Annotated in this window: 16 protein-coding genes; 3 read left to right on the plus strand and 13 right to left on the minus strand. The window is 65.1% G+C overall.

Annotation, left to right across the window (positions count from 1 at the left end; genetic code table 11):
• Positions 1-56: 56 nt before the first annotated feature.
• Together AC6H34_RS01950 and AC6H34_RS01955 are read right to left on the minus strand one after the other, a co-directional pair.
• Complete coding sequence (locus tag AC6H34_RS01950; protein ID WP_497537721.1) at positions 57-1,616, minus strand: FGGY-family carbohydrate kinase; 1,560 nt, start codon at positions 1,614-1,616, stop codon at positions 57-59.
• Positions 1,617-1,851: 235 nt separating this feature from the next.
• The gene (locus tag AC6H34_RS01955) at positions 1,852-2,916 is read right to left on the minus strand and encodes an LLM class flavin-dependent oxidoreductase (RefSeq protein ID WP_448146393.1); all 1,065 of its coding nucleotides are present in this window, start codon (positions 2,914-2,916) and stop codon (positions 1,852-1,854) included.
• Positions 2,917-3,036: 120 nt separating this feature from the next.
• On the opposite strand from AC6H34_RS01955, the gene AC6H34_RS01960 reads away from it, so the two are divergent.
• Positions 3,037-3,420, plus strand: a complete 384-nt coding sequence (locus AC6H34_RS01960; RefSeq protein WP_448146392.1) for a winged helix-turn-helix transcriptional regulator — start codon at positions 3,037-3,039, stop codon at positions 3,418-3,420.
• Between the two features lie 98 nt (positions 3,421-3,518).
• Here AC6H34_RS01960 and fosX read toward each other — a convergent pair whose 3' ends face one another.
• From fosX to rocF, 5 genes are all read right to left on the minus strand, one after another.
• The gene (fosX, locus tag AC6H34_RS01965) at positions 3,519-3,968 is read right to left on the minus strand and encodes a FosX/FosE/FosI family fosfomycin resistance hydrolase (protein WP_448146391.1); all 450 of its coding nucleotides are present in this window, start codon (positions 3,966-3,968) and stop codon (positions 3,519-3,521) included.
• 65 nt (positions 3,969-4,033) lie between these two features.
• A complete protein-coding gene (locus AC6H34_RS01970) occupies positions 4,034-4,543 on the minus strand; it encodes a hypothetical protein (protein ID WP_497537722.1) in 510 nt (169 codons plus the stop codon).
• Between the two features lie 77 nt (positions 4,544-4,620).
• The gene (locus AC6H34_RS01975; protein ID WP_448146389.1) at positions 4,621-5,073 is read right to left on the minus strand and encodes a DUF6314 family protein; all 453 of its coding nucleotides are present in this window, start codon (positions 5,071-5,073) and stop codon (positions 4,621-4,623) included.
• Between the two features lie 195 nt (positions 5,074-5,268).
• Complete coding sequence (gene ocd / locus AC6H34_RS01980) at positions 5,269-6,321, minus strand: ornithine cyclodeaminase (protein WP_448146388.1); 1,053 nt, start codon at positions 6,319-6,321, stop codon at positions 5,269-5,271.
• Between the two features lie 145 nt (positions 6,322-6,466).
• Entirely contained in the window at positions 6,467-7,402 is a 936-nt protein-coding gene (rocF, locus tag AC6H34_RS01985) for an arginase (protein ID WP_497537723.1), read from the minus strand.
• 124 nt (positions 7,403-7,526) lie between these two features.
• On the opposite strand from rocF, the gene AC6H34_RS01990 reads away from it, so the two are divergent.
• On the plus strand, positions 7,527-7,964 hold the full coding sequence (locus AC6H34_RS01990) for an Lrp/AsnC family transcriptional regulator (RefSeq protein ID WP_448146386.1): 438 nt from the start codon (positions 7,527-7,529) through the stop codon (positions 7,962-7,964).
• A gap of 25 nt (positions 7,965-7,989) precedes the next feature.
• On the opposite strand, the gene AC6H34_RS01995 is transcribed toward AC6H34_RS01990, so the two are convergent.
• From AC6H34_RS01995 to AC6H34_RS02020, 6 genes are all read right to left on the minus strand, one after another.
• Positions 7,990-9,684, minus strand: a complete 1,695-nt coding sequence (locus AC6H34_RS01995) for a thiamine pyrophosphate-binding protein (RefSeq protein WP_497537724.1) — start codon at positions 9,682-9,684, stop codon at positions 7,990-7,992.
• Positions 9,685-9,803: 119 nt separating this feature from the next.
• A complete protein-coding gene (gbd, locus tag AC6H34_RS02000; RefSeq protein WP_497537725.1) occupies positions 9,804-10,916 on the minus strand; it encodes a 4-hydroxybutyrate dehydrogenase in 1,113 nt (370 codons plus the stop codon).
• Positions 10,917-10,956: 40 nt separating this feature from the next.
• A complete protein-coding gene (locus AC6H34_RS02005; protein WP_448146383.1) occupies positions 10,957-12,582 on the minus strand; it encodes a Na+/H+ antiporter in 1,626 nt (541 codons plus the stop codon).
• A gap of 231 nt (positions 12,583-12,813) precedes the next feature.
• A complete protein-coding gene (locus AC6H34_RS02010; RefSeq protein ID WP_448146382.1) occupies positions 12,814-15,858 on the minus strand; it encodes an efflux RND transporter permease subunit in 3,045 nt (1,014 codons plus the stop codon).
• Positions 15,855-16,934 (minus strand): efflux RND transporter periplasmic adaptor subunit, encoded by a 1,080-nt coding sequence (locus AC6H34_RS02015; RefSeq protein WP_448146381.1) that lies wholly within the window; start codon positions 16,932-16,934, stop codon positions 15,855-15,857. The genes AC6H34_RS02010 and AC6H34_RS02015 overlap by 4 nt, the downstream gene beginning before the upstream one ends.
• Positions 16,931-17,971, minus strand: a complete 1,041-nt coding sequence (locus tag AC6H34_RS02020) for an efflux RND transporter periplasmic adaptor subunit (RefSeq protein ID WP_497537726.1) — start codon at positions 17,969-17,971, stop codon at positions 16,931-16,933. The genes AC6H34_RS02015 and AC6H34_RS02020 overlap by 4 nt, the downstream gene beginning before the upstream one ends.
• Positions 17,972-18,199: 228 nt before the next feature.
• Here AC6H34_RS02020 and AC6H34_RS02025 point away from each other — a divergent pair, with 228 nt between their 5' ends.
• Positions 18,200-18,724: a TetR/AcrR family transcriptional regulator gene (locus AC6H34_RS02025; RefSeq protein ID WP_497537727.1), complete on the plus strand. Its 525-nt coding sequence runs from the start codon at positions 18,200-18,202 to the stop codon at positions 18,722-18,724.
• Position 18,725: the final 1 nt, after the last annotated feature.

Genomic DNA, 18,725 nt, shown 5'->3' on the forward strand with positions numbered 1-18,725 from the left:
GGGGATGCCCGCTCCCCTCATGACGCCTTGCCCAGCCCCGCGATGGCGGCAGGGGCTCAGTCCGTGCCGATGCGATTGAGATCGTGCATGACGCCGCGCAGCTGCTGGCTATCGCAGAGGGCCTTGTAGTTTCGGTAAAGACCGCGATAGGCCGAGGCGGCATCGTCGTCGGGACGATAGCGCCGGAAGCTGCGTGCTCCGAAACGGGCAGAACCCTCGGGGTAGCCTGCAACCACGCCAGCCGCCACCGCCCCGTGGATGGCCGCGCCGACGGCGGTGGGATTGTCGATCTGCGGCACCTCGACCTCGCGCTCGAACACGTCGGCCATGATCTGGATCAGCAGGGGATTGTTGAGGGCAAGGCCGCTTGACAGCAGGATGCGCTCGATGGCGAAGCCGCCCGCGACGAACAGGTCGAAGATGCTGCGGGCGCCGAAGCAGAGCGATTCCAGCAGCGCCCGATAGATCCCGGCGGCGGTTGTGCCGGTCTTCAAGCCGATGAGCAGGCCGCTCAGCCCGGAATCCGCCAGGGGCACGCGATTGCCGTTCCACCAGTCGAGTGCGAGCAGATGGTTACCGCCGAGGGCGAGCGTCGCTGCCTCCTCATTGTAGAGGCGGAAATTCTCGGCGGGGTCCTGCGAACGCGGAAAGGTCCGGACGAACCAGGCGAGCGTGTCGCCGAAGCCGGCCTGCCCCGCCTCGTAGCACCACAGATCCCGCATGGACCCGTCGAAGGCTACCCCTTCGATTCCCGGCGGCAGCGGTCTGAAATCCTTGCCAAGCACGAGGTAGACCGCGGAAGTGCCGAGCGCCCCGACGAGACAGCCATCGCTGACGCCGCCCACCGCGGGCAGGACGACATGGGAATCGATCACCGCGACGGCCACCACGGCTTCGCCGAAAATGCCGGTACGCTCGCGCCACGCTGTCGAAAGGCGGCCGCCCGACGATCCCACCCGCTTCGGCGCCGAAAGCCTGTCGGCAAGCCCGGGCACGAGATGAGAGGGATAGCCCGACTCGGCCGAATACTGGGCCTTGTAGGTGGCGAGGCCGAGGCTGCGGGTCTCGTTGCCCGTCAACTGCCAGACCAGCCAGTCGCCAGCCTCGATGAACCGGCCCGTCTCGTCCCATATTTCCGGTGCTTCCTCGGCGATCTGGGCGGCCTTGGCGAGCAGCCACTCGCCGGATACCTTGCCGCCGAAATTGTCGAGAAAGGCGCCGCCTTGCGCATTGATCGCCTCGGCCTGCGCCTGTGCCGCCCCATGCTTCCACAGCTTGACATAGGCGTGGGGATCTTGCGGGTGCAATTGCGACAGTGCCCCCCCCTCTCTCGTTGCCGGCAGGGGCGAACTCGCGGTGAAGCCGAGGCCGATTCCCTCTACCTGCCTGCCCCGCCCCAATGCGGAGAGAATGGCCTCGGCCGCCTCGATGTAATCGGCTGCGTCCTGCAACGCCCAGAACGGCGGCAGGGTGCGGCCGTCCGGCATCCTCGTCATCACGCCATGGCGATAGGAATGGGCATGGCTGGCGACCTGCTCGCCGCTATCGGCGTCCAGCAGCACGCCCCGCGCCGACTCCGTGCCGTAGTCGAGGCCGATGACATAGCGACTGACCATGAGGTGCCCTTCCTTAGAAACGGGCACACCTTAGACGGCGGCAATCACAAATCAACGCTTTTGTTTGTTTTCATACAAAAGTGAAAGGTTAAATCTCCCGAGCGTTGAAAGAAGGGGCTTTCCCATCCCCTCCAGCCGCGATGGCGTCGGCGAATTGCACTGAACCCTTGGTTGCAGGCGACTCCTCATTTCGGGCGAGGCCTTCGGGCCGGCCTTCGTCCCAATGCATCGCGCTTCAGGAGATGGCGAGGATGTCGGCGCGCTCGGACGTTGCGAGCGCCTTGCGCACCGCAGGCGCGACAACCGTGCCGAACAGCTCGATCGACTTCATCATTTTAGCATGGGGGATGCTGCCCATGCTGAACTTCAGCAGGAAGCGATCGTGCCTGAACAACTCGTACTCGTACAGGATCTTGTCGATGACCCGCTGCGGGTCTCCGACGAATTCGGAGCCGGTCGGCGCAAGCGAGGCCTCGAACTGGCCACGGCTGAGGGGCGGCCAGCCGCGTTCCCGGCCGATGCGGCCCATGACGTCAACGTAATAGGGGAAGATCTCGTCCGCAGCCTGCCGGCTGTCCTCGGCGATATAGCCATGCGAGTTGATGCTTACGGGCAGTTTCGCCGGATCGTGCCCGGCGCGCCGCGCGGCCTCCCGATAGAGCTCCACCAGCGGCTTGAAGCGGGCCGGCTCGCCACCGATGATGGCCAGGGCCATGGGCAGGCCCAGCGTACCGGCCCGGATCACCGATTGCGGATTGCCGCCGACGCCCACCCACACCGGAAGGGGTTGCTGTACCGGGCGCGGATAGACGCTCTGGCGATCGAGCGCCGGGCGATGCCGCCCCTGCCAGCTGACGGTGGTCTGTTCGCGGATCTTCAGAAGCAGGTCCAGCTTCTCGGCGAACAGGCTGTCATAGTCCTTGAGGTCATAGCCGAAGAGAGGGAAGGACTCGATGAAAGAGCCCCTGCCCGCGAGAATTTCCGCCCTCCCGCCGGAGAGAAGATCGACCGTCGAGAATTCCTGGAACACCCGCACCGGATCGTCGGAACTCAGCACGGTGACCGCGCTGGTGAGCCGGATCCGCTTGCTGCGCATGGCGGCGGCGGCAAGCAGGACGGCGGGAGCCGAGGCAGCAAAATCCGGTCGATGATGCTCTCCGATACCGAAGACGTCGAGGCCGACCTGATCGGCCAGCTGGACCTCCTCCATCAGGTTGGCGAAGCGCTCTTGGGCGCTGATGACCACGCCTGTGGTCGGATCCGCGGTGGTTTCCCCGAAAGTGTAAAGCCCGAGTTCCATGGTTTGCGAAGCCTCGTCGCGGGTGGCCGGACCCGCGGCATGTGATGTGAAATTTTTAGTTACAAAACGTAACTTGGGCTAAATAAGATACAGCTTCGGCACGAACAAGGAGGCACATTCATGGCGCTCGGTGACACCGATGTAACCATAGATCCCGGCAACGTTGCCGAGAGCTGCCGTCCTGTCACGGAGATCCTCTCCCGCATCGGCGACAAATGGAGCATTCTGATCGTGATGTCGCTGAGCGCCGGACCGCGCCGATTCAGCGCGATCAAGCGCAGCATCGACGGCATCTCGCAACGCATGCTGACCCTGACGCTCAAGGGGCTCGAGCGTGACGGATTGGTAAGCCGGACCGTCACGCCCAGCATTCCGCCGCGGGTCGACTACGAACTCACCCCACTTGGCCATTCCCTGCGCGAGCCCGTGAATGCGCTGGGACGCTGGGCCTTCGCCAACCGTCCGGCGATCCTGCGGGCCCGCGAGCTTTTCGATCGAGCGTGACTGGAAGCCCGGATGTCTTCGTCCAACCCTGGAAAAGGGGAAGCCGTCGAGAAAGCGGCGAAGACAGAGCCGATTGCATCCCTCCAGCAATCCCGCTGTCAGGAGCGGGCCGGAAGATCCGCACTTCCGGCTTTCCCGTGAGCATAGCGTCTCAGCCGCTCGTCGAGCGTACCTGTATGCAGCTCGAACATGTGATTGTCGTCATCGTAAAAGTAGATCGACTGTCCTTCGCCTTCGATACGCGCGCGGCCTTCGCGGACATCGAGGCCGAGCCGGCGGATGCGTTCGAGACGATCCTCGTAATCGGCGTCGGCAATCTTGAAGGCGACATGGTTATAGGTGCGCCCCGGTAGCGCCTCGCCCTCCATCGTGGCTATCCAGATGAGATCCTCGCCCTCGCCCGCGAGGAAGAAGCGCTCCTTGGACAGGGAGAATGTCTCGCTCCCGCTGTCGTAGACCTTGCGTGCACCGAGCACGACGGTGAGGATCTCCTCCATGCGATCGAGATCCTTCACGATAAAGGTCAGATGGCTCAAGCCCTGAATCAAAAATGCCTCCCTGACGTGGATATCCGAAGGGAGCCGGGCTTTGCGTCGGAATTGAGGGCGATCGCTCAATCCGCCGGGCCTAGCGCGACGTTGATCGTCTGCGCCTTCACACCGCTGATCTGGATCGTCACCGGACCCGGCTTCAGGTCGAAACGAACGCTCTTGCGAAGGCCCGGGCAGCCCTTCTGGCCACTGAAGGCACCCGACCTTATGGTCGTGCCGTCCTGGATCACGTCGATCCACCCTTCGTCCGACAAGGTCACCTGGTAGACGGCCGGCTTGTCGAGCGCCGGCGTGGATATGATCGCACCGAAGGTGGCCACGGCGGGCTTGTGTTCTGGCGCCACCACGAAGGCGAGACCATCGACCGGGCTGAGCTGCAGCGCCGCCGCCCCCTCTGTCTTGGCCAAGGTCGCGCCCGAGGTGAGCGACGGCGGGGAAGCCTGGAACCAGGCCTGCTCGCGCGCGAGATCCCATTTGAAGTTCCTGCAGGCCCCGTCATCGGCAAAGGCCGGTGACGCCCCCATCAGCGAAAGGGCCAGGGCAAGCGACGAAAAATGGGCGAGCGGGCGCATATGCGATCTCCGGCAGCACGAGATCGCGCGATCATAACGCCTCGGTCGCTATATCCAATCGGGAATAAAGCCGCAGCTCAGGCCGGCCTGCCATAGAGTGTGCGGCTTACGTAGGATTTGCGCGGCCCTTCGACGACATGGGTCACGGCAAACCCGCCGTCGAGGCGGAATTCGTAGCGGCTATCGTAGCGGTCGGGCGCGCAGAGATGGAGGTCGGCGCCGGCAAGGCCGCCGTCCTTCTGCTCGAGCACAAGCCGATGGAGCAGCCGGGATCGGGACTCATCGAAGAAAATCGAAAGCCCGTCCTCTTCCTGGCGATAGAAATAGCGGCGTGTCGCCGGCATGACTGGACCACCTTCGAGCGCCAGTGTCGCGCTTTCGGTGTAGGCCGCCTCCCCATCGGCGCCTAGGGTGAAGACGGCGGTGCCGCGCATCGCGGCCATCGGCTTGCCCGTGTGGAGTTCCTCGACGATACGGTCGAGCGACCACTGGCCGTCGAGTGCAGGCAGCATGGCATGGCGAAGCCACATGGTTCCTCGTCGCGGATGTCGGTTCATCGAGAGAGGCGCGCAGGAATGTCAGCCCGAAGCGGCGAATGCAAGGCCGGGCGGGATTGAGGCGAGTCGACCGATCGAAAGAAAAAGAGCGGGCCGATCATCTCAGCCCGCTCCCGACAGTCTGGCGCGGCCGAAACCGTGCCGCCTTTTCTTCTTATGACTGGAGACTCAGGCCGCCGCCGGCTGGTTTGCGCGCAGCAGCATGCCAAAGAGATCGCGCGGCTCGTCGGGATCCGCGAGGAGGTCGAGTTCCTCATAGAGGCCGGTCCTGGCGAGTTGCTCGCGCACATAGCGCAGGGCCGAGAAGTCCTCGATGGCGAAGCCCACGGAATCGAACAGGGTGATCTGCCGGCTGTTGACCCGTCCCTCGGCCGCCCCCGTCATCACCTGCCAGAGTTCGGTGACGGGATAGTCGACCGGCAATTGCTGGATCTCGCCCTCGACGCGGGTCTGCGGCGGATACTCCACGAAGATGCCGGAACGGCGCAGAATGTCGGCATGCAGTTCGGTCTTGCCCGGGCAGTCGCCGCCCACGGCGTTGATGTGGATGCCCGGCCCGACCATGTTGTCGGTGAGGATGGTGGCGTTCTGCTTGTCGGCGGTAACGGTGGTGACGATCTCGGCACCGAGCATGACCTCCTCCACCGTGCTGCAGATGGTGACTTCGAAGCCGAAGTCCGCGAGGTTCCGGGCGCAGCGCCGGCTGGCGGAGGAATCGATGTCGTGGAGGCGCAGGCGATCGACGCCGAGCAGTGCCTTGAAGGCAAGAGCCTGGAATTCGGACTGCGCGCCGTTGCCGATGATGGCCATGGTGCGCGCGCCCTTCGGCGCCAGATATTTGGCAGCGAGTGCCGAGGTGGCGGCGGTGCGCAGCGCTGTCAGGATGGTCATTTCCGTCAGCAGCACGGGATAGCCCGTGCCGACATCGGCGAGGACGCCGAAGGCCGTCACGGTCTGGCGTCCCTCCCTGGTGTTCTTGGGATGGCCGTTGACGTATTTGAAGCCGTAGACCTCGCCGTCGCTGGTTGGCATCAGCTCGATCACACCCTCAGCGCTGTGAGAAGCCACGCGCGGCGTCTTGTCGAAGCTCTCCCAGCGCTTGAAGTCCGCCTCGACGAAGCCTGCGAGTTCGACGAGAAAGCGCTCAACGCCGACGGTATTCACCAGCTTCATCATGCTGTCGACGCTGACGAAGGGCACTACATTGAGTTTTGGCAGCATAGGCTTGCTCCGATATCGCCCTCCTCTCGGGCTGCGCCGGGAGGGCTGGCCGTGCGGCCGCGTTGAAGTGGACTTGCAAACGGTGGAGTTTCCCGCTCCACCCTGAAGCTTCGCATCGCCCCTCCCATGAAGGGAGGGCCGGGACTCAGGCCGTTCCCGCCCTTGTCGGACGGTCCATCACTCGCCGACCCATCAGGCTGGCGACGAGGTCGACGAGGAGGATCGCGGTGCGGCCGCGCTCATCGAGGAAGGGATTGAGCTCCACGAGGTCGAGGCTTCGCACGAGCCCGCTGTCATGGAGCATCTCCATGACCAGATGCGCCTCTCGAAAGGTCGCGCCGCCGGGCACGGTCGTGCCGACGCCCGGTGCAATGCCGGGGTCGAGGAAATCGACGTCGAAACTGACATGCAGGATGCCGTTGGCCGTCTCGACACGCGCGAGAAAGGCCTTCAGCAGCGGAGCGATGCCATGCTCGTCGATGGCGCGCATGTCGTGCACGGTGACGCCAACTGCCGTGAGCGCCTTGCGCTCGGCGGGATCGACGCTGCGAATGCCCATCATGCAGATATTGCCGGCCTTCACCGGCGTCGCAAGGTTCGGAAAGAAGTCCTCGAAACCCGCCTGTCCCGTGGCGTAGGCCACCGGACAGCCATGCAGATTGCCGCTGACGGTGCTGTCGAGCGTATGGAAGTCGGGATGGGCGTCGAGCCAGAGCACGAAGAACTCCCGGCCCTGTTCGGCCGCGCGGCGGCTGAGGCCGGAGAGCGTGCCGGCGGCCAGGCTGTGGTCACCCCCGAAAACGATCGGCATGCCCTCTGCGCTCATCCGGTAGGAGGCATCCGCCAACGCCTCCGTCCAGGCCGCGATCTCCGGCAGGTTCTTCACGGCCGGGTTCGGATGCCTGAGCACACGCGGGCTGGCCGGAGCCAGATTGCCGCGATCGGAGACCTTGTGGCCGAGTTCTTCCAGCGCGGCGGCAAGACCCGCGGCCCGAAAGGCGCTGGGACCCATGTCGCAGCCGAGACGGCCCGCGCCTTCCTGCACGGGCGCACCAAGGAGAACACATGATGTCGACGGCATATCCAACCTCGTTTGACTTCCACGCATTGTACCGAGGGAGATTGGCGATATGAACAATACAAATTGGCAATAGTGATAATATGGCTTATCAAATTGGCGCTAAGCCCTAGCCATTGTGAAATCCATGGATGAGATCGACCAGCAACTGCTCACCCTGTTGCGCCATAACGGCCGCCGCAGCATCTCCGACCTGGCGGTGGAGCTCGGCTTGTCGCGGGCCACGGTGCGCTCGCGCATAGAGCGCATGGAAAAGCACGGCGACATCATCGGCTACACGGTGATCCTGCGCGCTGACGCCATCTCCATGCCCGTGCGCGGCATCGTGCTGATAGAAGTCGAGGGGCGAGCCGCCGACCGCGTGATCGATACGCTCGGAGGCTTTCCGGAGGTGAGCGCGGTGCACACCACCAACGGCAAGTGGGACATCGTCGTGGAATTCGCGACGCAGAGCCTGACGGACCTCGACGCGGTGCTGCGGCGGATCAGGCTGATTCCCGGCGTGAACGCGTCGGAGACGAATCTTCTGCTCGCGACGCCCAGGAGCACGAAGGCGCGGCTGTGACAATCGCGCCAGCGCTGACCAGACGTCAGGTCCCGATCACGATCTCGATCAGGTTCGGCTGGCCGCTCGCAATTCCCGCTTCCACCGCGCCGGCGATATCCCCTGCCCGCGTGATCCGCCGCGCCGCCACGCCGTATGATCGCGCCATCGCCTGATAGTCGATCGGCGGATCGTCGATATCCATGGCGATGAAGCGGTTCTGCCGATGCGAGGCATAGTCCGCCTGCCCCTTCATGAAGTTCTTCAGGATGTTGTATTCCCGGTTGTTCATGACGACGAAGGTCACCGGCAGCTTTTCGTGCGCCGCCGTCCAGAGGGCCTGCGGGGAATAGAGGGCGGCGCCGTCCCCCACCATGCTGACCGTCGGCTCTCGTCCGAGCCCGAGGGAGCAGCCGACAGCCGCCGGCATGCCCCAGCCGAGCGCCCCGCCCCGCAGGAACGAATATTGGCGTGGCGAGGAGCTGTTGAGGAAGCCGCGCACATGCAGGGATGTGGCGATCGCCTCGTCCACGATGGCGACATAGGGCCCGATCGCCCGCACGACCTGCTGGGCGGCAACCAGCGGCGTGACGGGGACCATGTCCGTCTGGGTCGCGGCAAGGTCGGCCAGATCATGCCACCGCTGCTGCTGATCCAGCGCGGCCTGGCGCAATAGCGCGGAATAGACTTCGGTGCGGCCGGCGATCGCCTTCACGAGCAGGGGAGCAAGCGCATGCAGCGAGTGCTTGATGTCGCCCACCACCGAGAGCTTCGTCGGATAGGTCCGGCCGAGGTCCCGCACGTCGGCCGACATCTGGAACACCGCGCAGCCGGGCGGCACGGCCGACCCCTCCGTATAGAGGATCGTGATCAGCGATTTGCCGCCGAGCGCGAAGATCGCATCGTAGTCAGCGAGCCGGTGGGCGATGTCCACGGCCTTGGTCGGCATATTGCCGCGCCAGAGTGGATTGGCGGTGGGGAAAGGTATGCGCGAAGGCCAGGACGAGCCGAAGACAGGCGCTCCCAGCATCTCGGCGATCACCACGGCTTCCTGGGCTGCGTCGCTGCCGTGGATCTCGTCGCCGGCGATGATGGCGAGACGTCCCGGCGTGATGGAGGCGAGATGTTCGGCAAGCCTGTCGAGCGAGCCCGCGACCGGGTGTCGATCCACCACAGAGCGCTCGGAGATGCCGATCGTACTCATCTCCTCCATCACATCCATCGGCAGCGACAGGAAGACGGGACCGGGCGGTGGTGCGCTCGCATCGTGGAAGGCGCGCCGCACCAGGATCGGCAACTGGTCGGCGTGGGTGACTTCCTGTGCCCATTTCACCGCCGGACGGGCGACCTGAACGAGATCGCCGAACAGCAGGGGGTCGGTAATGGTGTGGCGCGAGTCCTGCTGGCCCGCGGTGACCACCAGGGGCGTCATCGAAATGCTTGCATTGAAGAGGTTGCCCATGCCGTGGCCCAGGCCGCCCTCGGTATGGAGATTGAGGAAGCCGGGCTTGCCAGCCGCCTGGGCGTAGCCGTCCGCCATGGCCACCGCGCTCGCCTCCTGCAGGGCGAGGATGTAGCTGATGTCCGGCGTATCGACCAGGGCGTCCATCAGCGGGAGTTCCGTGGTGCCGGGATTGCCGAAGATGTAGTCGACACCCTCGTTGCGGAGGAGTTCCAGCAGCACGGCCGCTCCCCGGCGCGGACTGACGGACCCCACGGGAACGATCGCCTTCCTCGTCATGCCAAATCTCCTGGGAGGATATCCGGATCATCCGACGACGCCGAGACGCGAGAACCTTTCGACGAAGCGGCGCAGCCCCCGCTTTTTTGTCATGGCCCGGCGTGTCCCGGCAATCCTCATCAGGCCGACTCGTGCAGCAATTCGAGATACTCCTCGCGCGTCGCCAGCCTTGGATTGGTGGCATGACAGTGGTCCTTGAGGGCCTCGCCTGAGACCTGCTCCATCATCGCTTCGGTGACGCCCATGGCGCGAAGCCCCGACGGCAGGCCGATGTCGCGGCAAAGTGTGGCAACGACCTCGGCGGGATCACCGCCGAGGATGCCGGCAAGGACGTCCCATTTGCCGCCGATCGCGCCACGGTTGAAGCGCAGCACGGCCGGCGTCAGGACGGCATTGAGAGTGCCGTGATGCAGGTTGAGCTCGCGTATGGCCCCAAGCGGGTGGGTGAGCGCATGCACGGCGCCGAGGCCCTTCTGGAAAGCCATCGCGCCTTCGAGCGCGCACATCATCATCTCCCAGCGGGCCTTGCGATCCGCGCCATCGGCAACGGCGGCGCGGATCGCACCGAAGCCACGCTTGAGACCGTCGATGGCGATGGCGTCCGCCGGCGGATTGACCGAGGGCGCCATATAGGTCTCGAGGCAATGGGAAATGGCATCCATGCCCGTCGCCGCCGTGAGATGGGGCGGAAGGCCATAGGTGAGTTCGGGATCGCAGAGCGCGATGCTGGGCAGCATGAAGGGGCTGATGATGCCGAGTTTGCGCCCCTCCGCCGTGATGATCACCGCCGCACGGCCGACTTCCGAGCCGGTACCCGAAGTGGTGGGCACGGCGATCATCGGGCAGATGCCGCCATGGATGCGGGATACACCACCCGCGACCAGCGTGTATTGCGCCAGCGGCCCCTCATGCCCGGTGAGCAGCCGCACCGCCTTGGCGAGATCGATCGAGGAGCCGCCGCCAAGGCCGACCAGGCCATCGCAGCCAGCCTCGCGATAGCGGGCCAGGGCCTGCAGCGTCGCCTCCTCGGTCGGATTGGCGGGCGTGCCGTCGAAAATCGCCGGCCGCTCGGCAAAAAGCCCGGCGATACGCTCGATCATGCCGGTGGCCACCAGCCCCCGGTCGGTGACCAGCAGCGGGCGCTCGACGCCAAGTCCCTCCAGCAAGGCCGGGAGCCTGGAGACCGCGCCTTCGTCGAATTCGATACGGGTGAGATAGCTGATGGTGGCCATGGCAATGTCTTCGATATCAATGGATGTTGGGGTTCGATCTTCAGGTGCGTGCGAGCAACGCCTCGGCGAGGACGGTTTCCGAGAGCAGCTTGTGCAGGGTCTCGTCGTTGATGCGGTTTTCCAGGAGGAGCTTGCGGATGGCAGTCCGCTCTGCATTGAGCGCCGCTGTCAGGAGTTCCTTTTCGATATCGGACGCATCGCGTGCCTCCCTGTGGATGTCCTCGCTGGTATCGTTGAAGGCGGCACGGCGGCGATAATTCTCGATGAGCCGGCCGGCTACGTCGCGCGCCACCAATCGGCCGGCCACCTCCGCCTTGGCGGCAAGGATCTCGACCTGTTCGATGGCGGCCTCGGCCGCAGCGATGCGGGCGAAGCGCTCCTCCTCCTCTATCGGGTCGTCCGCGGCCATCTTCAGCCCACGTGTGATCGTGGGCAGGAGAAGGCTGGCAAGCCCGAGCGAACAAAGGATCACGCCGGCCGCCAGGAAGATCGCAAGATCCCGGGAAGGAAAGGGCGAACCGTCCGGCAGCGCCAGCGGCAGGGAGAGAATGCCCGCCAAGGTCACCGCGCCGCGAACGCCGGCAACCGAGGTCGCAATCTTCACCCGCAGGCCCTCCCGCGGTTCGGTGCGCCCACGCAGACGTCCCACCAGTTGCCGGAAGGCAATTCCTCCGGATATCCAGGCGAAACGTATGACGATCAGGGCGAAGGTGAGCAGCAGCACCGTGAGCAAGGGCTCGATCACCGGCAACCGTGCCGAAAGCTCCGCCGGCACCGAGCGCAGGATCGTCGGCAACTGGATGCCCAGGAGCAGGAAGATGGCGCCGTTGAAAGCGAAGGGAAACGTGTCCCAGATGACGCTGCTCTGCAACCGGGCCCCGACGCTCATGTGGCGGAAATAACCCGCCCGGCCGACGGTCAGGCCCGCCGTGACCGCGGCCAGGATCCCCGATGCCTCGAAATGCTCGGCGAGGAGATAGGCCGCAAAGGGCAGAAGCACGGTGAGGATCGCCACGGCCTCGGATGGCGTGCCGTCGCGCTTCTTGAGCAGCCTGAGCAGTTGGACCGAAAGGAAAACGGCGACGAAGCCAGCCAGGATACCGCCCACGACGGCCAGGAAAAACACGCGCGCCGTCTCGGCCAGCGAAAACTGACCCGTGAGGGTGGCGGCCACGGCGAAGCGAAACACCACCAGGCCCGATGCGTCGTTGAGGAGCGCCTCCCCTTCTAGAATCTGCATCAGCCTGCTGGGCACGCGGTTGCGATCGACGATCGAGGACACCGCGACGGCATCGGTGGGCGACAGCACCGCGCCCAGGGCGAAGGCGACCGACAGAGGCATGGCTGGAATCAGCCAGTGCAGGGCATAGCCGATGATGAAGACGGTGAAGAACACCAGACCAAAGGCTAGGCCGAGAATGGGTACCTTCAGGGCCTTGAATTCGCGCTTGGGCGCCACGAAGGCGTCGGCGAACAACAGCGGCGGAATGAAGACCAGAAGAAAGAGCTCGGGATCGATCGTCAGGTGCAGTCCGTCTACCGGCCAGGCCAGGGCCAGGCCGATGCCGATCTGCAGGATGGGCAGCGGCACCTTCACGAAGCTCGCTAGGGCCCCGCAGAGGGTCAGGATGAACAGCAGCAGCAGGATGGCGAGAGCGACGTCCACGGCTGTCAGGATCCCCCCACAGAAATCGCCGGGATGCTAGGCATTCCGGCGTCCAGACGCAATCAGAGCCGAAGGCGGCAAGCACCCGCGACCGGCCCGGAGCAGACGGTCCGGAGGGGGTGCGCCGGCGAAGTTCCCCTCGACCCGTCGACGGGTAAGGGAAACACACTAGGCGCCCATATTCCCGTCGGCCTCATCTCATTCAACCGCTGAGGATTCGACAAGCCCGCCCTACGCTCCCTTCGGCTCCTTGATCCGGTACCAGGCCACGTACAGCGCCGGCAGGAAGAGCAGCGTCAGCAGCGTCGCCACCAGGATGCCACCGATCATGGCATAGGCCATCGGCCCCCAGAAGACCTCCCGGGCGATGGGAATCATGCCCAGGCTCGCGGCGGCCGCCGTCAGCAGGATCGGGCGCATGCGATGCACTGTGGCGGTCACCACGGCATCCCAGCGGTCCTGGCCTTCCTTCTCGTGATCCTCGATCTGCTTCACCAGGATCACGGAGTTGCGGATGATGATGCCGATCAGGGCCAGCACCCCGAGGATGGCGACGAAACCGAGCGGCTGGTGGAAGGGCAGCAGCCCGAGCACCACACCGATCAGGCCAAGCGGCGCCACGCTCACCACGAGGAAGAGCTTCTGGAAACTCTGGAGCTGGATCATCAGCACCGTGACCATCACCAGGAGCATGATCGGCACGATCTGGATGATCGGCGACTGGCCCTTGCCGGCTTCCTCCACCGCACCGCCGATCTCGACCTTGTAGTGATCGGGAAGCTGACCGGCGAAGGTATCGATCTTGGGCTGGAGGCGCTGTACAACGGTGGCAGGCTGGATATCCCCCACGAGCGCCGCCCGGACGGTGATGGTCGGCAGGCGGGATCGGCGCCAGACGATCGGCTGCTCCATCTCGTAGCCGATGTTGGCGACGGCCCTCAGCGGCACCACGGTGCCGCCGGACAGCGAGATCTGCAGGTTTTCGAGCGTCTCCACCGAATTGCGCTGATCCGCCGTGGCGCGGCCCACGACATTGACGAGATAGATGTTGTCGCGGACCTGCGTGAACGCGCTCCCGGCGAGCGTGCCGTTGAGAATGGAGGCGATGTCCTGCGACGTGACGCCGAGCAGGCGCGCCTTGTTCTGGTCGACCTCGACGCGCAGCACGCGGCCCGGCTCGTTCCAGTCATAGGTGATCGTGCCGAGATTGGGATCGCTGGCGATCACGCCCGCCAGCTTCACGGCCTGCTCGCGCACCTGCTGGATGTCGGTACCGCTGACGCGATACTGCACGGGACGGCCGACCGGCGGGCCGAGTTCGAGCGGATGGACGAGGATGTCGATGCCGAGGAACTGGTCGCGGGCGAGCGCTTCCAGCCTGGCCTTCACCCGCTCGCGCGCCTCGATATCCTTGGTGACAACCACGGCCTGCCCGAAGAACGGATTGGCGAGCTGCTGGTCGAGCGGCAGGTAGAAGCGCACGGCTCCCTGCCCGACATAGGAACTCCAGCGTTCGACGTCCCCGTCGCCTTCCAGCGTCTTCTCCAGGCGGTCCATCTGCGCCTTGGTCTCGGCGACGGTGCTGTTCTGCGGCAGCGTCATGTCGACCAGGAGTTCCGGGCGATCCGACGAGGGGAAGAACTGCTGCTGCACATGCCCCATGCCGACCACCGAGGCACCGAGCAATGCGAGACAGAACGCGATGGTCAGCCAGCGCCAGCGCATGCAGGCGAGCAGCGTGGACCTGAAGATACGTCCGAGGAAGCTCGGCTTCTCCTCGTGCTTCTTCATCGTCCTCGGCAGGATGGTGACGCCGAGAAGCGGAGCGAACAGCACCGCGACGATCCAGGAAACCAGCAGCGCCACCGCGATCACCACGAAGAGGGTGAAGGTGTACTGGCCCGCCGAGCTCGAATTGAGGCCGATGGGGATGAACCCTGCGACCGTCACCAGCGTGCCGGTGAGCATCGGAAAGGCCGTGGAGGTGAAGGCGTAGGTCGCCGCCTTGGCGAGGGTGTCACCATGCTCCAGGCGGCTGATCATCATCTCCACGGTGATCATGGCGTCGTCCACCAGGAGGCCGAGCGCGATGATCAGCGCGCCGAGGGAGATGCGCTGAAGGGAGATGCCGGTATATTCCATCACCAGGAAGACGATGGCGAGCACCAGCGGGATCGAGATCGCCACCACCAGGCCGGCACGCAGCCCGAGGCTGACGAAGCTCACCGCCATGACGATGATGACGGCTTCCATCAGCGCCCGCGTGAAGCCGGAGATCGCCTCCTCCACCACGGCTGGCTGGTTCGAGACCAGATGCACGCCCACACCGATGGGAAGGGTTGCGGTCACTTCCGTCATCGCGTTCTTCAGGTCCTCGCCGAATTGCAGCAGATTGCCGTTCGGCGCCATGGCGATGGCGAGGCCTATCGCCGGCTTGCCGTCGAAACGGAACAGCGAGGATGGCGGATCCTCATAGCCGCGCGTGATGGTGGCGACGTCGCTCAGGCGGAAGAAGCGGTCGTTGACCCGCAGATTGATGGCTCGCAGATCCTCCTCGGACTTGAAGCCGCCGCCGACGCGCACGCTCACCCTGTCCTGGCCGGCCTGGATGACGCCAGCGGCGGAAACCGTGTTCTGTGCCTGCAGCGAGGCGATCACCGACTGGCGGTCAACGCCCAGGCTCGAGAGGCGTGCCGTATCGAAATCGAGATAGATCACCTCGTCCAGCGCGCCGAGGATCTGCGTCTTGCCGGCACTGGGCACCGAGAGAGCGCGGTCGCGCACGGTCTCCACATAGTCGCGCAACTGGCGGAAGCTGATGCCGTCGGCCGTGAAGGCATAGATGTTGCCGTAGACGTCCCCGAACTCGTCATTAAAGAACGGCCCCTGCACGCCGCTCGGCAGGGTGTACCAGATGTCGTTCACATGCTTGCGCACCTGATAGAAGGCATCGGTCAGGGCGCGCCCGTTGGTGGTGTCCTTGAAGTTCACCATGATGGTGGCGCTACCCGGCTTGGTGTAGCTGCGGGTATAGTCGAGCGCCCCGATCTGCTGCAGCTCCTTCTCGATGCGGTCGGTCACCTGGTTGATCGTCTCGTCCAGGGTCGCGCCGGGCCATTGCACCTGCACGACCATGGTCTTGATGTCGAAGGACGGGTCTTCCTCGCGGCCAAGGCGAGGATAGGACAGCGCGCCGGCGATCACGGAGGCGATCATCAGGTACCAGATGAAGGAACGATGCCTAAGGGCCCAGTCGGACAGGTTGAAACTGCTCATTTCTGGCCCTCGGGACGCTGGGTGACTGGAAGCTGCACGGACTGCCCGGGCTGAAGGGAGTCGACGCCCGCCACCACGACGATGTCGCCGTCCTTGAGGCCGTCGAGGACGGCATAGCCGTCCTTCGTCGAGACGAGTTTCACCGGCCGGGAAGCGACGATGGATCTCGCGGCATCGACGATCCATACGGAGGGCTTGTCCCCATCGCCGGCCAAGGCCGTGCGCGGCACGGCGATATAGGGCGGCACGCTGCGAACCGCCGAGACGGAAATGGTGGAGCCGAGACGAAAGCCGTCAGGCGGATTGTCGAGCGCTAGCCTCGCCCGGCGTGTGCGGGTGACCGCATCCGATGCCGGGGCGAGCTGGCGCAGCGTGGCGCCCGCCTTCACGGAGGGATCGCCTGCCAGAATCACGTCGAACCGCGGATATTGGATGAGCTCGGTCGCGAGATAGTCGGGCACGTCGACCACGGCCTCCCGTACGTCCGGCCGTGCCAGCGTGACGATGATGTCGCCCGCCGCGACGACCTTGCCGACATCCGAGTTCACGGCGGTGATGACCCCGTCATAGGGCGCCGCGAGTTCGGCGTAGCTCAGCACGTTCTGGGCCTGGCGCAGCGACGCCTCCGACTGGGTGACCTTGGCATCGGCTGTCTCGCGGGCGGCCACGGCCGTGTCGACCTGTGCCTTCGAGGCGGTCGCAGTGGCGACCAGCGCCTTGCTGCGATTCTCCGTCAGCACGGCATTGGCAAGCTGTGCCCTGGCATTGGCGAGATCCGCCTCCGCCGACTGCACCGCGAGGCGCAGGAGGGTTGCATCGACGGCGGCCAGTCTCTGGCCCTGCTTCACGCGGTCGCCGACATTGACCTCGCGCGAAATGATGCGGCCGCCGACCTGGAAGCCCAGATTGGTCTGATAGCGTGCGTCGACGCTGCCGATGAAGGGGCCGAACGTCGCGGTGTCCCGGGAATGCGCCGTGACGGTGAGCACCGGACGCGCCGGTTCCTGGGCGAGCACCGGCCACGCCAGGCCGAGAAGCATCGCTCCCACGGTGGCGGAAAGGAGATTTGACTTCATTGCGCCTTCACCTCGACTGTCTCGACCACCTGGCCCGGGCGCAGCAGCTGGCCGCCCTTGGTGACCACGACGTCGCCATCCCTGACGCCGTCGGCGAGGACGATGGATTGCGTGGTATAGCGGTCGAGCGTCACCGTGCGCGGCTCGGCCTGCCTGGTGTCGGCCGTGACGGTCCATACCGCCGGCTTCCCCTGCCACATGAACAGCGCCGAGGCCGGCAGCACGAAGCGCCGCTGAGGCGCCAGGCCGGCATGGCCGCGCACCGCCGTGCCGAGCGTCATCGCGGGCGGGGTTTCCGCAAGGCCGATCTTGACGCGGATCGTGCCCTTGCGGGCATCGACGATGGGAGAAACCTCCCGAACCGTTCCCGTGGTCGCCACGCTGGGGTCGGCAACCAGCGAAATGTCGACGGCGGGCGAAGCGGGAGGCTTGTCGATCAATGCCTCGTAGACGTCGAAGACCGCATCGCGCGGACCATCCTGGGCGATGCTGAGGACGGTCTGCCCGGCCTGCACCACCTGTCCCGCCTCGGTGCTGCGGGAGGTCACGGTACCCGATACGCCGGCGCGCAGATCGGCGTAGCCGAGCTGTTCCTTGGCCTGCGCCACCTGGGCCTTCGCCGCCGCCACCGCAGCCTGTGCCACGCTCAGGCTCTCCTGCGCGGAATCGAGCGACGACTGCGAGGTGGCGTTGCTCGTGATCAGGGTCTTCTGGCGCTGGAATGTCGCTTCGCTCTGCTGGAGCTGGGCCTGTGCCGAAGCAAGGGCCGCCGTCGCGGTATCGAGGGCGATGCGCTGCTCCTTGCCGTCCACCCGCGCCAGGACCTGGTCGGGCGTGACGTGGTCGCCCACATCGACCAGCCGTTCGACGATCCGGCCGCTGACACGGAACGAAATGTCGCTCTGGACCTGGGCTTCGATGTCGCCGATCAGGCTGACTTCGTCGCTGAAGTTGCCGGCCTTCGCGGTGACCGCCTCGACACGCGCGGGCGGCCCGCCGGCCACGGCCGGCACGACCGTGGTTCCCGCAAGGGCCACTCCAATCGCCAGGCACGAAGCGGACGTCGTCCGCCATGACGCTCTGGATCTCATAGACATCCTCGCCTTATCCTGGAACAGGGTGACTAACAGGGTTGCATTGCGGTCACTTAACAGTTAAAAACAAAACCGTCCAGACGGTTTTTTAAAAGCATCGTTTCGAGAATTATGTCCCAACCCACTCCCCCACCGAAGGCCGTCCGGGCACGCAAGTCTCAACAGCGCAGCATGGAGACGATCGATCAGGTGCTGACCGCGACCTGTATCGTCATCGAACGAGTGGGCGTGCACAACCTGACCATCGACATGGTCGCCGCCGAAGCCGGCGTCAGCAAGGGCGGCGTCCTGCATCACTTTCCGGCCAAGACCGCGCTGGTCGCCGAGGCGATCCGCCGCGATATTGAGAAACTGATTGCGGAAATTGAAGAAACTGCCCGTTATACAAGGACTTTCGCCGAAGCGCTTGCAATTCACGCTCGGCAGATCATGCGCGAGAAAGGCGGCGTCTCCCCCCGGCTCTTCGTCGCCTCCGCGGAGCTTCCGGAAGCCGCGGAAGCCGTTCGCGGCCTGTTCAGCGCCTTGACCAGCCGGCTCACCCGCGATGGCAGCGGCACCGGCGTCGAGCGCACGCTGTTCTTTTTCGCCGTCTTCGGGATCCTGGTAGGCCGCGGCATGAACTTCTTCCAGTCGAGCGACGAGGAACTGGAGGCCCTGTTCAGCAAGCTGGACGAGTTCGCGGCGAAGACTTGCTGAG

This window comes from Labrys sp. ALF-8 (assembly GCF_059699065.1).

Bases quoted from the DNA above. Each gene is read 5' to 3' on its own strand.
- AC6H34_RS01950 (WP_497537721.1), bottom strand. From the start codon at position 1,616: ATGGTCAGTCGCTATGTCATCGGCCTCGACTACGGCACGGAGTCGGCG.
- AC6H34_RS01955 (WP_448146393.1), bottom strand. From the start codon at position 2,916: ATGGAACTCGGGCTTTACACTTTCGGGGAAACCACCGCGGATCCGACC.
- AC6H34_RS01960 (WP_448146392.1), top strand. From the start codon at position 3,037: ATGGCGCTCGGTGACACCGATGTAACCATAGATCCCGGCAACGTTGCC.
- AC6H34_RS01970 (WP_497537722.1), bottom strand. From the start codon at position 4,543: ATGCGCCCGCTCGCCCATTTTTCGTCGCTTGCCCTGGCCCTTTCGCTG.
- AC6H34_RS01975 (WP_448146389.1), bottom strand. From the start codon at position 5,073: ATGTGGCTTCGCCATGCCATGCTGCCTGCACTCGACGGCCAGTGGTCG.
- ocd (WP_448146388.1), bottom strand. From the start codon at position 6,321: ATGCTGCCAAAACTCAATGTAGTGCCCTTCGTCAGCGTCGACAGCATG.
- rocF (WP_497537723.1), bottom strand. From the start codon at position 7,402: ATGCCGTCGACATCATGTGTTCTCCTTGGTGCGCCCGTGCAGGAAGGC.
- AC6H34_RS01990 (WP_448146386.1), top strand. From the start codon at position 7,527: ATGGATGAGATCGACCAGCAACTGCTCACCCTGTTGCGCCATAACGGC.
- AC6H34_RS01995 (WP_497537724.1), bottom strand. From the start codon at position 9,684: ATGACGAGGAAGGCGATCGTTCCCGTGGGGTCCGTCAGTCCGCGCCGG.
- gbd (WP_497537725.1), bottom strand. From the start codon at position 10,916: ATGGCCACCATCAGCTATCTCACCCGTATCGAATTCGACGAAGGCGCG.
- AC6H34_RS02010 (WP_448146382.1), bottom strand. From the start codon at position 15,858: ATGAGCAGTTTCAACCTGTCCGACTGGGCCCTTAGGCATCGTTCCTTC.
- AC6H34_RS02015 (WP_448146381.1), bottom strand. From the start codon at position 16,934: ATGAAGTCAAATCTCCTTTCCGCCACCGTGGGAGCGATGCTTCTCGGC.
- AC6H34_RS02025 (WP_497537727.1), top strand. From the start codon at position 18,200: ATGGAGACGATCGATCAGGTGCTGACCGCGACCTGTATCGTCATCGAA.